At 38.3% G+C, this 13,513-nt stretch carries 13 protein-coding genes; 8 read left to right on the top strand and 5 right to left on the bottom strand.

Annotated features, from left to right (window positions below):
- Positions 1-440 precede the first annotated feature (440 nt).
- The 6 genes from tgt to ACY2A0_RS01990 all read left to right on the top strand — a co-directional run bounded on the left by tgt (position 441) and on the right by ACY2A0_RS01990 (position 7,615).
- Positions 441-1,571, top strand: a complete 1,131-nt coding sequence (gene tgt, locus ACY2A0_RS01965) for a tRNA guanosine(34) transglycosylase Tgt (RefSeq protein ID WP_461787931.1) — start codon at positions 441-443, stop codon at positions 1,569-1,571.
- The gene (locus tag ACY2A0_RS01970; protein ID WP_461787932.1) at positions 1,572-2,675 is read left to right on the top strand and encodes an LptF/LptG family permease; all 1,104 of its coding nucleotides are present in this window, start codon (positions 1,572-1,574) and stop codon (positions 2,673-2,675) included.
- A gap of 82 nt (positions 2,676-2,757) precedes the next feature.
- On the top strand, positions 2,758-3,255 hold the full coding sequence (locus ACY2A0_RS01975) for an SRPBCC family protein (protein WP_461787933.1): 498 nt from the start codon (positions 2,758-2,760) through the stop codon (positions 3,253-3,255).
- 848 nt (positions 3,256-4,103) lie between these two features.
- Complete coding sequence (locus tag ACY2A0_RS01980; protein ID WP_461787934.1) at positions 4,104-6,878, top strand: TolB family protein; 2,775 nt, start codon at positions 4,104-4,106, stop codon at positions 6,876-6,878.
- 16 nt (positions 6,879-6,894) lie between these two features.
- Positions 6,895-7,176 carry a LapA family protein gene (locus ACY2A0_RS01985; RefSeq protein WP_461787935.1) on the top strand — a complete coding sequence of 94 codons (282 nt, stop codon included), beginning with the start codon at positions 6,895-6,897 and terminating at the stop codon, positions 7,174-7,176.
- A 292-nt stretch (positions 7,177-7,468) separates the two neighbouring features.
- A complete protein-coding gene (locus tag ACY2A0_RS01990) occupies positions 7,469-7,615 on the top strand; it encodes a hypothetical protein (RefSeq protein WP_461791224.1) in 147 nt (48 codons plus the stop codon).
- A gap of 270 nt (positions 7,616-7,885) precedes the next feature.
- Here the strand turns inward: ACY2A0_RS01990 and ACY2A0_RS01995 are convergent, their stop codons facing one another.
- Positions 7,886-8,311, bottom strand: coding sequence for a hypothetical protein (locus ACY2A0_RS01995; protein WP_461787936.1), 426 nt, complete (start codon positions 8,309-8,311; stop codon positions 7,886-7,888).
- A 689-nt stretch (positions 8,312-9,000) separates the two neighbouring features.
- Between ACY2A0_RS01995 and ACY2A0_RS02000 the strand changes: the two genes are divergently transcribed.
- Both ACY2A0_RS02000 and ACY2A0_RS02005 read left to right on the top strand, forming a co-directional pair.
- The gene (locus ACY2A0_RS02000) at positions 9,001-9,321 is read left to right on the top strand and encodes a hypothetical protein (protein WP_461787937.1); all 321 of its coding nucleotides are present in this window, start codon (positions 9,001-9,003) and stop codon (positions 9,319-9,321) included.
- Positions 9,318-9,773, top strand: a complete 456-nt coding sequence (locus ACY2A0_RS02005; protein ID WP_461787938.1) for a YciI family protein — start codon at positions 9,318-9,320, stop codon at positions 9,771-9,773. Before ACY2A0_RS02000 ends, ACY2A0_RS02005 begins: the two co-directional genes overlap by 4 nt.
- A gap of 42 nt (positions 9,774-9,815) precedes the next feature.
- On the opposite strand, the gene ACY2A0_RS02010 is transcribed toward ACY2A0_RS02005, so the two are convergent.
- The 4 genes from ACY2A0_RS02010 to ACY2A0_RS02025 all read right to left on the bottom strand — a co-directional run bounded on the left by ACY2A0_RS02010 (position 9,816) and on the right by ACY2A0_RS02025 (position 13,511).
- Positions 9,816-10,820, bottom strand: coding sequence for a cytochrome d ubiquinol oxidase subunit II (locus tag ACY2A0_RS02010; RefSeq protein WP_461787939.1), 1,005 nt, complete (start codon positions 10,818-10,820; stop codon positions 9,816-9,818).
- 2 nt (positions 10,821-10,822) lie between these two features.
- The gene (locus ACY2A0_RS02015) at positions 10,823-12,142 is read right to left on the bottom strand and encodes a cytochrome ubiquinol oxidase subunit I (RefSeq protein ID WP_461787940.1); all 1,320 of its coding nucleotides are present in this window, start codon (positions 12,140-12,142) and stop codon (positions 10,823-10,825) included.
- A gap of 134 nt (positions 12,143-12,276) precedes the next feature.
- On the bottom strand, positions 12,277-13,179 hold the full coding sequence (locus tag ACY2A0_RS02020; protein WP_461787941.1) for an MBL fold metallo-hydrolase: 903 nt from the start codon (positions 13,177-13,179) through the stop codon (positions 12,277-12,279).
- A 59-nt stretch (positions 13,180-13,238) separates the two neighbouring features.
- The gene (locus ACY2A0_RS02025) at positions 13,239-13,511 is read right to left on the bottom strand and encodes a hypothetical protein (RefSeq protein WP_461791225.1); all 273 of its coding nucleotides are present in this window, start codon (positions 13,509-13,511) and stop codon (positions 13,239-13,241) included.
- Positions 13,512-13,513: the final 2 nt, after the last annotated feature.

Consider the following 13,513-nt stretch of genomic DNA (forward strand, 5'->3'; position numbering starts at 1 on the left):
GATAGATGATGGAAATATTGCCAAAGGTTAAATTTGATAGAGGAACACTAGCAGCAGAAGTGAAGATATAACTGAACTGGGATTTTTTTGAACAAGAATCATGTAGAATTTTAATTGCAGCGTCTTAAACTTTGATAAACCGCCAAATCCATTTGCTAGAGGCGGTTCTCAAACGTTGTACATCGCACAATTTACTGATGAATAAACCCGAGTGAAGTGGAAATACTTTTTGTAGCAAATTAGGATTTAACTTCCGAAGTTTTTGAAACTTCGGAAGTTTTGCAATGGCTTTAACAAAAAGATTGAAACGGAAAGCGGGACGAACGTAAATAGTAGCGGCCAGCTGCTTTTCAAATAACATTAAAAATTCAACTGGTTACCTTCCTCACAACAAACAATTAATTGTATTTTTGCAGGATTTTTTACACAGATTTACACAAATGAAATTCGATTTACAGGCAAAAGATCCTAACTCAAAAGCTAGGGCAGGTGTAATTAGCACCGCTCATGGCGATATACAGACTCCAATTTTTATGCCTGTAGGTACCGCTGGCACAGTGAAAGCGGTACATCAAAAAGAATTGAAAGAAGATATCAAAGCTCAAATCATTTTAGGAAATACCTACCATTTGTACCTACGCCCAGGCTTAGACATTTTAGAGCCAGCCGGAGGGTTGCATAAATTCATAGGATGGGACAAACCTATTTTGACCGATAGCGGCGGCTATCAGGTTTATTCGTTGAGTAAAGTGCGTAAAATCAAAGAAGAAGGTGTAACCTTCCGGTCTCATATCGACGGATCAAAACACCTATTCACTCCTGAGTACGCCATGGACATTCAGCGTACCATTGGTGCAGATATTATCATGGCTTTTGATGAATGTACGCCATATCCTTGCGATTATCGCTATGCAGCGAACTCTCTGAACATGACACATAGATGGTTAAAAAGATGTTGCGAACGCTTTGATGCTACGCCTGCGAAATATGGTTACGAGCAAACTTTGTTTCCCATTGTACAAGGCTCGGTTTACAAAGATTTAAGAATGAAATCTGCCGAGTTCATTGCTGCAATGAACCGCGAAGGTAATGCCATCGGAGGCTTATCGGTTGGGGAACCTGCTGAAGAAATGTACGCCATGACCGAGGTTGTTTGTGACATTTTACCTTACGAAAAACCGAGATATTTAATGGGTGTGGGCACACCAATCAATATTTTGGAGAATATAGCGTTAGGTGTAGATATGTTCGATTGTGTAATGCCGACAAGAAATGCCCGAAATGGAATGCTTTTCACTAGAAATGGCATTATCAATATTGGAAATAAGAAATGGGCAAGTGATTTTTCGCCAATTGATGCAGAAAGCGACTTATTGGCAGACCAAGTTTATTCGAAAGCGTATTTACGCCACCTAATGCATAGCAAAGAAATTTTAGGCTCGCAAATTGCCACCTTACATAATTTACATTTTTATCTTTGGTTGGTAAATGAGGCTCGAGAAAAAATTATTGCGGGCGAGTTTTATGAGTGGAAAAACAAAATGGTTGGTATTTTAGGCACAAAACTGTAGATGAAATTCATAAGGCAGAGATCAAAAATTATTGATAATTACATTATAGGCAAGTATTTGGGCACCTTTGTGTACACCCTGGCCGTTTTTGTAGTAGTAATTATCATTTTTGACCTCTCCGAAAAGTTGGATGATTTTTTGGAAAACGATATGACTGTGTGGCAAATTATTACACAGTATTATGCAGGCTCTATTCCATTTTATGTCAACATGCTTTCGCCATTAATGAATTTCATTGCTGTGATTTTTTTCACCGCTAAAATGGCAGATCAAACTGAAATTGTACCTATTTTAAGTGGGGGAGTTAGCTTTAACCGCTTTTTAAGGCCATATTTTATATCCGCTTTCATTATCTTTTCTGTAAGCTTAATCTCTAACTTGTTCATACTACCGTACACGAACAAAATCAAAAACAGCTTCGAAAATCAGGTGATTAATAAAAATGATCCCTACACCAAGTCGAATATACACATGAAAATAGATGAAAACACTTACATCTATATTGATAATTTCGACAATAGAAGCAACATTGGCTATCGTTTTTCATTAGATAGGTTTAATGGTGATACCCTACAGAAAAAACTGGTTGCCGAACAAATAAGCTATGATTCTGTAAAACATGTATGGAAGCTATCCAACTACTCTATAAGAAATATTAATGGCTTGAAAGAAAGGATGGAATATGCCACTAACAAGACGAAAGATACTATTTTAGACATGAAACCCGATGACTTTTCAGTATACGACAATGTGGTGGAAAGTATGACTAGCAAAGAGCTTGCGGATAAAATACAAAAGGAAAAAATTAGAGGTTCGGGTGTGATGAATGATTTACGTTTTGAACAATACAAACGTTATATACAACCTTTATCGGCATTTGTGCTTACTTTGATTGGTGTAGCATTGTCATCCAGAAAAGTACGTGGAGGAGTTGGCCTACCGCTTGGAATTGGAATTGTACTGAGCTTTTTGTTCATTGTCCTCAACCAATTTGCCAAAATGTTCTCCACTAAGGGCGGTTTGCCGCCACTCATAGCAAATTTACTACCAGTAATAGTATTTGCTGCTTTAGGACTTTATTTATTGCGTAGAGCGCCAAAATAGATTATTAAGGCAAGATACACTAGGTGTGCTGAGCATAAAATTGCTTACATTTTTATTACTGAATGCGTAATGCTGATTTGTGATGCCCAAAATCATTTTACATACCGAGATCAATGCTCCTATCGACGTTTGCTTCGACCTATCTAGAAGTATAGACCTCCATCAAATTTCAACAAATCAAACCAGCGAACGTGCAATAGACGGTGTTACCACTGGACTAATTGGTTTAAACGAAACTGTGACTTGGGAAGCTACCCATTATGGTATCACACAACGTCTAACTTCAAAAATCACCGCTTTCCAACGGCCATTTTATTTTGTTGATGAACAGCAAAAAGGTGCTTTTAAGCTGATAATTCACGAGCATAAATTTGAACAGAAGCACGGAAAAACTTTTATGGAAGATTGCTTTTACTTCGAATCTCCCTACGGTATTTTCGGCAAAATCTTCAACTTCTTAACGCTAGAAAATCACTTGAAAAAACTATTGTTAAAACGAAATGAAGTGATCAAATTTTATGCAGAATCTGAAAAATGGAAGTCGGTTTTAGCCGAAAAAAATTACGCTAAAAAACCTTAATAAACCGCAGCACATCTCTTCAAAAACCAACCGGTATTCGCTACCTAAAAACTTTCAAAAAAGCCCCTAAATTTAGGACGATGTGGCATCCTAAAAAACAACTACCTCAACAAATATCAGCATCGAAATCTGGGCTTTTTCGCTAGCCCAAAAAATGATCATTTCTTGCTCAGTACTAACTGAAAAAAACAAGTTAAAGAACTTACGCAATCATAAAATTACCTCAAAACCATCAGGCGGAAAACGGAAATTATTAATCCAAACAACAACTTTAAATCCTTTCAAAACTTAACGAATAAGAAAAAATTAAAGCACAATTTTTACACTATCCTATAAATAGTCAAAAAACTATTGATGAAAACAAAATAAAAAAATACACTAACTATCGCCTTAAACACTAAATAAAACCATCACGTCAAATCAAAATCAAGTTAATCATCAGCTGTATATTCAAGAAGAAAACCTCAAATTTTACTCTAAAAAATACACTCATTTCTAAATAATTTCATTGAAGTCAAATCTAAAGAAACGTAAATTTCGTATACATCTCTAAAAAAACGTCGATTTTACGAGCAAAAAAAACAAAGCAAATAGTGTACATTTTTTAAAGAAAAAATAACTTATCTTAGAGAACCGAAATTTAAGCAGTTGAGACCTAAAAACAATTGCAAAACACAAAATAAAAGCACAAAAACACAAAAAAACAATAAAATATAATCATTTAAAAATCAATTAAATATATTGATTATTGAAATTTTAAGTTCACAATAACACACCACCCAAACCAACTAAAAAACTAAAATTTTTAGTAAAATAAAATAAATGGTAATTATAAAACAAAAAACACATTGAAAAACAAGGTATTAATATCAATTATTTTAAGTTTTACTTTCGTAAGCAGTTTTGCTCAGTTTTTTGATGAGAGCCAAACGCCGCTTAGTGTAAAGTGGCGTCAAATTGAATATAGCGGCTTTAAAATCATCTATCCGGCAGCAATAGAAAAAGACGCTCAGCGAATGGCAAATACCCTTGCCTACATCTACCCTACTGTAGGCAGAAGTCTGGCACAATCACACACGTTAATTCCTGTAGTGCTACAGAACCAAGGAACCACCTCCAACGGCTTTGTGCAGCTTGCCCCTAAAAAATCACAACTGTACACTATCTCACCACAACAGTTCGATAGTCAAGACTGGCTAAACAGCCTTGCAGTACACGAACTAAGACACGTAGCACAGTTCAACAAAATCACAGGCACCACTGGTTTTCCGTTCCCCGAAGAAGTGAACTTTGGCTACCTCGGACTAAGTACACCTATCTGGTTTTTGGAAGGTGATGCTGTGAGTACCGAGACAGCACTAACCTATGCTGGAAGGGGCCGACAACCGAACTGGATCATGCCATTTAGAACCTCCATTTTAGAGGGTAAAAACTTCTCCTATTCTAAGTCGTATTTTGGCTCTGAAAAAGATGTGACAGCAGGCTACTATCAACTTGGATATTTGATCAATTCTCAACTCCAAAAACAGTTTGGTCCGAGTATCGGAAATCAGATTCTTTCGGATATTAACCAAAGGCCTCTGAGACTCTATCCATTCTCTCAGAGTTTAAAAAAAATAACAGGAAAAAACACCAATCAATATTACCTTCAAACTTTACAACAACTACGCAAAGATTGGCAACAACAAGACGAGCAAAATAATTCAATAAATTACCCTAGCCTAAACCAACGCAGCACCTACGCAACCAACTACCATTTGCCAACTGCACTTCCCAACGGAGATATTCTTTGTATCAAGCAAAGCAAAAGTGAAACCCCCAGATTTGTTCTTATCTCCCCAAATAAAAAAGAAAGAACCCTGCTAAAAATTGGCGCTCAAGAACAAGCTTGGTATAGCTATTCTTCCAATAAAATTGTTTGGGATGAACGACGAGAAGACCCGAGATACAAACAGCGCAGCTACAATGTGATTTGTATTTACGACATGCAAACTGGAGCGCTAAGGCAACTCACACACAGGACTCGACTGTTTGCTCCTTCCATCTCTGCCAACGGGAAAAACCTGGTAGCGATAAATATCAATTTAAGTAATCAGCACAATTTAGTGATGCTTGACGTAACCAATGGAAATATCACGGATAGTATCCCAAATCAAACCAATGACCAATTACAAACGCCTTCGCTAAACTATGATGGAAGCAAAATAACTTGGATTAGCGTTAATGAAAATGGAAAATCACTTTGTTTAAAAAACAACGGAAAAACCATTGAATTGATAAGCAATACCACACAGCAAATTAGCAGACCAATTTTTTTCGGCAACAATATCGCATTTAACGCTCATTACAGCGGTATCGACAACATTTATGAGCTAGACCCTATCAGCAAAAAAATAAGCGCTCTAACGGCGTCAAAATACGGCGCTTTCAATCCAAGTTTTTCTGACGACAACAGAACAATGTATTTTAACAACTATCAATTAATGGGAATGGAAATTGCAAAAGCCGATGTTAGGGCTACTGAAATCCCCGCTAGCAACTTTGTTTATTACGGACTTGAAACGAAAAAGGAAGATTACGTTTTTTCCAATATCCCTGATAGCACTTTTATCTCGAAAAGCTATAGCCCTTTTAAACATGCTTTTAACTTTCACAGCATTAGTCCCACTTCGGATGGTGCAGTTGAAAACGTGGGTTTGCAACTTAAATCAAACGATTTGCTAAACACCACCAGCTTTTATGCGGGTATTACTTACCAAAGTAGCTTACGACGGGTAGAATATAACGCAGGCTTGAGCTACAAAGCACTTTATCCGGTTTTTAATCTCACCTACCGCAACCGACCAAGGCTGGCTAATTATCGCTTTCAAAATACCGTTAACCGGGCACAATGGCGTGAAGATTATTTTGGCCTAAAAGCAAATTTACCACTGAGCTTTAATAGCTTCAACCACCGTTTTAGCTTTGTTGGCGAAACGGGAACTTATTACGTGAATAGGCACTTCAATCCAGTTGATGCCGGCAGACTAGCCAATACCATTGCGTTTCCAATGACGTACCGCATTGGTTTTAACCACCAGCTACGAAGTGCCGAACGCGATATTGCTCCGCGATGGGCACAGGTAATCGACTTGAAGTTCCAGAATTTACCTTTTGACAAAAACCTAACGGGAAAGTTGTTTGCCTTCGAAAGCTATCTCTATTTTCCTGGCTTTGCAAAAAACCACACCTTTTTAGCCAGCTTCAACTACCAACAAAATTCCGGAACATTCGGAAGCGTTAATGATATTCCAACAGTATATGGGTATAATCAAGTGGGCGCTAAAAGCTTACTCAAAAACAGTTTGTTGTTCAACTATCGTTTCCCTTTCTTGTTCCCTGATTTAGAAATTGGCTCTCTAGCCTACATTCGCAACGTAAGGGCTGGTTTATTTAGTCATTATGAAAATATCGGGAGCGAGACAAATTTGAGCCAGCCTAAAACCTTTGGCCTGGAAATAAAGAGCGACATGAATCTGTTAAGGTACCAACCGTTGGCCGACGTAGGTGCTCGTTTAATCTTCGTGAATAAAATCTATAACCAAAACCCTATATTCGAATTATTGTTTAACTATTACTTTTAAATCAATAAAGCAGAAAATGAAAGGCAAAACTATATTTATCGTAGCACTAACGGCATTACTAACTATTTTTTTAATGGTCAACAATGACGCTGTAGAATTTAATTTCATCATCGGAAGTCCGGTGGAAGTATCAAAATTAATTGTTATTGGTATTTGCATCCTTATTGGTTTTGTCATTGGCTTTATTACCGGACGACCACGCAAAACCTACAGCAGTTACAATGATGAAGTAGAGAAAAACTACGCCGAAGAGCAAAAAAGTACTTTAAGCGACGAAGACAGAGATTACATCAGTTAATTTTTTTTGAAAAGCCGCTGTAGCAGCACTTCACCAACGGTAGTCCTGCTTTTCGGCTTTAGTCTCCCGAATTGAAATCGGGAGCGCTGCCGCCTTCAATCAGGTTTTATGTACGAAGTGCATTGCAAAACAGCAAAAGTATTGGGGCAGTGCAGTTATTATCGTAAATGCTTATTTATTTTGAGCAAAATACAACACAAAGCATTTTTTCTGTTTAGTTCCAATCACAGCCTACATAGCAACGATGTCTTGCAAGCCAATTTAAACAAGAGTTTTTTTTAACCGCAAAGTTTTGAAGAACGCTAAGAAAGAAAAAGAAATTAGATGTAGAAAGGAATTAAGAAGAGTAGCTGGCAAACAAACTTACAATCAAGAAATACCTTTCCCAAGTACGCCAAACGGCCTTTTGGTTCTTTTGGTTCAAGCCAAAAGAACGTAAAATAACATATACCGAAGCAAAGCCTTTTACCGAGTACGCAAACCAGATGTAAGCCAATCTCTAACAAAAGTTTTTTTTAACCGCAAAGTTTTGAAGACCGCAAAGAAAAAGAAGGCAATTAGGTTAAGCAGCAGGCAAACTAACATACAACTAGCAACACCTTTCCCAAGTACGTCAAACGGCCTTTTGGCATCGTGAAGCGCAAGCCGATTGGGGCCTAGCATTTGCGAAGTACTTGCACCAACAAGCAAAATGGAGAAGTGAAACGGCTCATTTTGCGCTAAAGAGCCACAATCGAGCTGGAGCAAAACGAGGCCAAGCAGCCTTGAACTTTTGGTTCTTTTGGTTCAAGCCAAAAGAACAACGCAAAACCACATGTAAACCAATCTCTAACAAAAGTTTTTTTTTAACCGCAAAGTTTTGAAGACCGCAAAGATTTAGGAAGTAGTTAGATGTAGAAGTAGTTAAACGGCTTAGCAGGCAAACTAACATAAAACTAGCAATACCTTTCCCAAGTACGCCAAGCGGCCTTTTGGCATCGTGAAGCGCAAGCCGATTGGGGCGTAGCATTTGCGAAGTACTTGCACCAACAAGCAAAATGGAGAAGTGAAACGGCTCATTTGTGCCAATAAGCCACAATCGAGCTGGAGCAAAACGATGCCAAGCAGCCTTGAACTTTTGGTTCTTTTGGTTCAAGCCAAAAGAACGTAAAAAAACTTACCAAAGCAGCACCTTTCCCGAGTAAACCAAGAGACATGTAAGACAAACTTTAACAAGATTTTTTCAACCGCAAAGTTTTGAAGAACGCTAAGAAAGAAAAAGAAATTAGATGTAGAAAGTAAATTAAAAGAAGTAGCAGGCAAACTAACGTACAACTAGCAATACCTTTCCCAAGTACGTCAAACGGCCTTTTGGCATCGTGAAGCGCAAGCCGATTGGGGCGTAGCATTTGCGAAGGACTTGCACCAACAAGCAAAATGTAGAAGTGAAACGGCTCATTTTGCGCTAAAGAGCCTCAATTGAGCTGGAGCAAAACGAGGCCAAGCAGCCTTGAACTTTTGGTTCTTTTGGTTCAAGCCAAAAGAACGTAAGAAAACAACTTCAACAAGAGTTTTTTTTACCGCAAAGTTTTGAAGAACGCAAACATGTAAAGCAACTAATTTCTAAGAATTATAATTAGATTAGCACTAACCAAAACAAACACCTAATTCTCTGAATAAGCTCACCTTATGAATCAAATCTTCCTAAAAGACAATTTACTGACTTTAAAAGTCAAAAAAACACCACTCATCATCAGAATAGTGTTATTCATTTTCACTTTTTTGTTGTTTCTGTTTCCCCTTGCATGGATCATTTCGTTATTTATAAGCAAACAAATCAACGTCATGTCTATCATATTAATTGGCATTTTCGTGTTTGCTGGCGTATACCTACTTCGTTTAACACTTTGGAATACCTATGGCGAGGAAAAAATCTATATCAACCCAACCAAACTTACCTACGAAGTAAGCTATGGCTGGTTTAAAGATCGTGTTCGAGAAATGGAAACACTAAACCTTGATTACTACATTAAACCACACCCCTCTGGTGAGAACAAGGGAATACTTCTACTAAAGAATGGAACAACGGAAATCGAATCAGTAATTCCATTGGAAAAATCCATACTTGAAGAATTAATAACCAATCTTAAAAACCTCAAATCATGAAGAAAGTATTGTTATCACTAATGCTTTTACTTACTGTTGGCTTTATAAAAGCTCAAGAAAAACCAACTTACGATGAAGCATTAGCGAAAAAACTAGGCGCAGACGACTATGGCATGAAGATGTACGTACTCGTGATCCTAAAAACTGGAACCAATACCTTTGCTGGTAAAGCAGAAACCGACAGTCTGTTTAAAGGCCATATGACCAACATTGAGCGGCTGGCAAAAGAAAACAAGTTGATTGTTGCTGGTCCTTTGGGTAAAAATGACAATCAGTACCGTGGCATCTTTATTTTAAACACTAAATCCATCGATGAAGCCAAAGCCTTACTACAAACCGACCCGGCCGTTAAAGCTAAGTTGTTAGACGCCGAAATCTTCAATTGGTACGGCTCGGCGGCATTACCTGAATATCTCCACTATCACAACAAAATACAAAAGAGTAGCTTTTAAGGCCAATTTTACAGCCACAACCTGTTGAAATGTACAAATAGTTTACTCTTCCTTTTGCTGAAATTTATAAAACAGGTATCCTAAAAAAGGCAAAATCAGTATACTGCCCAAAACCAAGGCCCAACCTAAACTTTGCACGGTTTTGTAAGGGCCAATGGTATCATACAGCGAAATAGAGTTACCATCTTTCAAACGGATAAAATTTGGAAAATGCGCATAACTAATGGCAAGCAAAATCATCGAAACCTGAAAACCGGCTAAGACTCTTAAGATCTTAGTGCTTCCTTTTAGTAACAAATACCATAGCAAAACCAAAGACAAGCTGGCCAAAATTACAGCAACTAAACCTACCTTATTGTAAAGCACCCAGTTTATTAGCGGTACATTTTCTAGCTGAGCACTTACAAATACCATTGCACCAAAAACCACCGCAGCCAAATTCATATACTCGGCTTTTTTGATGAATCGCTTTTTATCCTCAACTGTTTTGCACTCTCCAATTAAATAAACAGCAGCTAGAAATCCGCACAACGCAGTGGTAAACAAACCCACCGAGATAGAGAACCAATTCAACCAACCGTAAATATAGGCGTCTGCAAAATTTGTGGCGTTTATATCGATTTTTCCAGAAATCACACTTCCTGCAATGATGCCCAAAAAAAGCGCTGCCAAAAAGCTCGAGTAGCGAAAAATACGATTGTAAAGCCACTGCATTTCGTCCTTTACCGCATCATAGTGCCTAAAAACAAAGGCTGTACCTCTGGCAATAATGCCGATGAGCAAAATGGCTAATGGGATGTGCAAATGCACCGACATGGTGGTATAAATCAATGGAAAAGCCACGAACAAAATTACGATCGCAATAATTAGCCACATGTGATTTGCCTCCCAAACTGGCCCAATAGCATGGTACATGGTTTGGCGAGTGCGGCTTCTGTTTTTCGTAGAAGTGAATAACTCTATAATCCCCGCACCAAAATCGGCACCGCCCAGTAAAAAGTAGAGCAAAATAGCCAAACATAAAAAGGCAATCACTATTTGTTCCATAGCTAGTTGTTTTTTGATGATTGATAATGTACTGGAACCATTTTGATTTGTCGGTAAAGCAGAAAAATTACAATAATGCTCAGCGAAAGATAAATAACAGAGAATAGGTAAAAAGACCAAGCAATGCCTGGCATTGGCGTTACCGCATCTTTTGTACGCATGATACCATTAATAATCCACGGCTGTCGGCCCACTTCTGTAACTACCCAACCTGCTTCTAAAGCGATGTAGCCTAAAGGCGTGGCAAAAACAAAAAGCTTCAGTAACCAATTGCTAGTTAAAACGGTTTTCTTTCGCCATAGAATAAAGAAGTAAGTCACTGCAATTAGCATCATCAGTGTACCTAAACCAACCATAATTTGAAAAGCGTAATGCGTTATGGCTACTGGCGGATGCTCATCTGCAGGAATTTGATCCAAGCCTTTCACTTCTGCTTTAAAATCGCCATGCGCTAAAAAACTCAAGGCACCGGGAATTTCAATGGCTTTGCTTATCGTTTTATTTTTCTCATCTACAATACCACCAATTAAAAGCGGCGCAGGCTTTTCAGTAGTATACAATGCCTCCATTGCCGCAAGCTTGGCCGGTTGCCGTTTGGCTACATCTTTTGCAGAAATATCACCACTTATTGGCTGCAACAAGGCACAAATGGTAGCAAAAGTCGCTGCAATTTTGAAAGACTTGTAATGAAAATCGTTGTGCTGTTTTCGAAGCAACATTAAAGCATGTAGGCCCGCAACGGCAAAACCAGTGGCGGTAAAAGCGGCAAGGCACATGTGCAGCGCTTGGGTAAACCAAGCATCGTTAAACATGGCTTTGATTGGGTCAATGTTGAGATATTTACCATCAACAAAGTCGAAACCAGCTGGACTGTTCATCCAAGCATTGGCCGCTACCACCAAAATTCCAGAGGCTAAACCACTTAAACCTACCACAACACCTGTGAACCAATGAAACCACTTGTTAAGCTTTTCCCATCCGTAAAGGAAAAAGCCTAAGGCAATTGCTTCAATAAAAAAAGCGGTACCTTCCAACGAAAACGGCATTCCGAAAATGGGACCTGCATGCTCCATGAACTTTGGCCAAAGCAAGCCTAGTTCAAAAGAGAGCATAGTGCCAGATACGGCACCAGTGGCAAAAAATATGGCTACACCCTTACTCCACGCTTTGGTGATATGCTTATAAACTTCGTTATTAGTTTTTAACCACTTATAGTGCGAAACCGCCATAAAAAACGGCATCACCATGCCAATACAAGCGTAAACAATGTGGAAGCCCAACGAAAGGGCCATTTGCGAACGAGCTGCTAAAAAATCATCCATGAGCTGAGGAATTGGACTAAACAAATATAGGCCTTATCATTTGATGTGATAAGGCCTACAAGTGATATTTAGCAACTATTTGAAATATAGAATGTTTATAAATTACAGTAATTTGTATCGAGTGGTTTTGCAGGTTATTTTCCAACCATTAACTCTGTATAAGCTGCATTAAGGCTTCTGGCAATCCCATCTCCCTGCCATTCTGGTGCGCCAGGTATTGCGGTCGCTTTTAAAATATCTTCTTTAGTTTTTCCTGCTTTAATTTCAGCACCCACAAAACTCATTAGCGATTGTAAATAGTTTTTAAATGCTGCTACGTCCGCTTTATTACCTGTTATTTTTTCGGGCTCACGACTATGTCCAAAAATGAATAAGGTGTCGTTATCAAACTTATTTGAAATTTGATCTAATACGCCAATCCAGCTTTGGATATTTGCGCCATTAGCGGTGTCAATAAAAGGATATCGTCTATTGAAAACCAAATCGCCTACATGCGCAATGTTTGCATTTTCGAAGTGAAAAACCGCATCACCATTGGTATGGCCAGCACCAAAATAATGCGCCGTAATTTTCTCTGCGCCTACTTTAGTTTTCCATCCGTTATTACCAAATGTCATATCTGGCAGCAGCTGTTTATCTAAACTATTTGCTTTTTCCGCTGTTGTTTTTTGATTTTTTAGGGAATTTTCATGCGCCACAACATGCTCAACTAAGCCTTTAAAAGCAACATTTCCACCAGTATGATCGCCGTGATGGTGTGTATTTAGTAAATATTTGAAAGGTTTGCTTCCCAATTTCTTCAGTTCTTCAATTACATGTGGTGCCGAGTTGGGAAACTGTGAATCAATCACCACAAATCCATCTTTGCTATCAAGCCAGCCTATGGTTCCACCTTGCTCGGTAAAAACTCCAATATTGTTCCTAAGTGGCTTAAACTGATAACTCTGCTGCAAACCCGCAGCAAAAACATCTGAACGATAAAAAGCGAGCAAGGCCATCGCCATTGCTGATTGTTGAAAAAACTGTCTGCGTTGCATATAGTAAAATAAAAAAACCACGACTGAAATGCCGTGGTTTAAATTTAAACAAATATTGATTAAAATCCAGTGCCCGGATTAGTTCCAGGCTCATGGCCGCCGCCCATTGGCTCGTGTTTGCGTCCATGATCTTTAGTAAATTTAGTAGTGATACTAGATGACGAAGTTTGCTCGATGTTTTCCTCCGTTCTTGTCGGTTTGGTATCATCGATATCTATCAAATCATTTCTCACTTCTTTTTTCTCGGTATTTTTATTTTTATCTTCCATGATGTTTATGTTTTTGGTACATCTATCTAACAAACCGGTTTCAAAGTTTGTTTGTAACAACATAC

The sequence above is a fragment of the Pedobacter sp. genome (assembly GCF_965249885.1).
Classification (GTDB): Bacteria; Bacteroidota; Bacteroidia; order Sphingobacteriales; family Sphingobacteriaceae; genus Pedobacter.

What these genes read in the sequence shown, in the direction of transcription:
- ACY2A0_RS01975 (WP_461787933.1), top strand. Translation starts at nt 2,758, where the DNA reads ATGCCCAAAATCATTTTACATACCGAGATCAATGCTCCTATCGACGTT.
- ACY2A0_RS01985 (WP_461787935.1), top strand. Translation starts at nt 6,895, where the DNA reads ATGAAAGGCAAAACTATATTTATCGTAGCACTAACGGCATTACTAACT.
- ACY2A0_RS02020 (WP_461787941.1), bottom strand. Translation starts at nt 13,179, where the DNA reads ATGCAACGCAGACAGTTTTTTCAACAATCAGCAATGGCGATGGCCTTG.
- ACY2A0_RS02005 (WP_461787938.1), top strand. Translation starts at nt 9,318, where the DNA reads ATGAAGAAAGTATTGTTATCACTAATGCTTTTACTTACTGTTGGCTTT.
- ACY2A0_RS02000 (WP_461787937.1), top strand. Translation starts at nt 9,001, where the DNA reads ATGTCTATCATATTAATTGGCATTTTCGTGTTTGCTGGCGTATACCTA.
- ACY2A0_RS02010 (WP_461787939.1), bottom strand. Translation starts at nt 10,820, where the DNA reads ATGGAACAAATAGTGATTGCCTTTTTATGTTTGGCTATTTTGCTCTAC.
- ACY2A0_RS02015 (WP_461787940.1), bottom strand. Translation starts at nt 12,142, where the DNA reads ATGGATGATTTTTTAGCAGCTCGTTCGCAAATGGCCCTTTCGTTGGGC.
- tgt (WP_461787931.1), top strand. Translation starts at nt 441, where the DNA reads ATGAAATTCGATTTACAGGCAAAAGATCCTAACTCAAAAGCTAGGGCA.
- ACY2A0_RS02025 (WP_461791225.1), bottom strand. Translation starts at nt 13,511, where the DNA reads ATGTTGTTACAAACAAACTTTGAAACCGGTTTGTTAGATAGATGTACC.
- ACY2A0_RS01970 (WP_461787932.1), top strand. Translation starts at nt 1,572, where the DNA reads ATGAAATTCATAAGGCAGAGATCAAAAATTATTGATAATTACATTATA.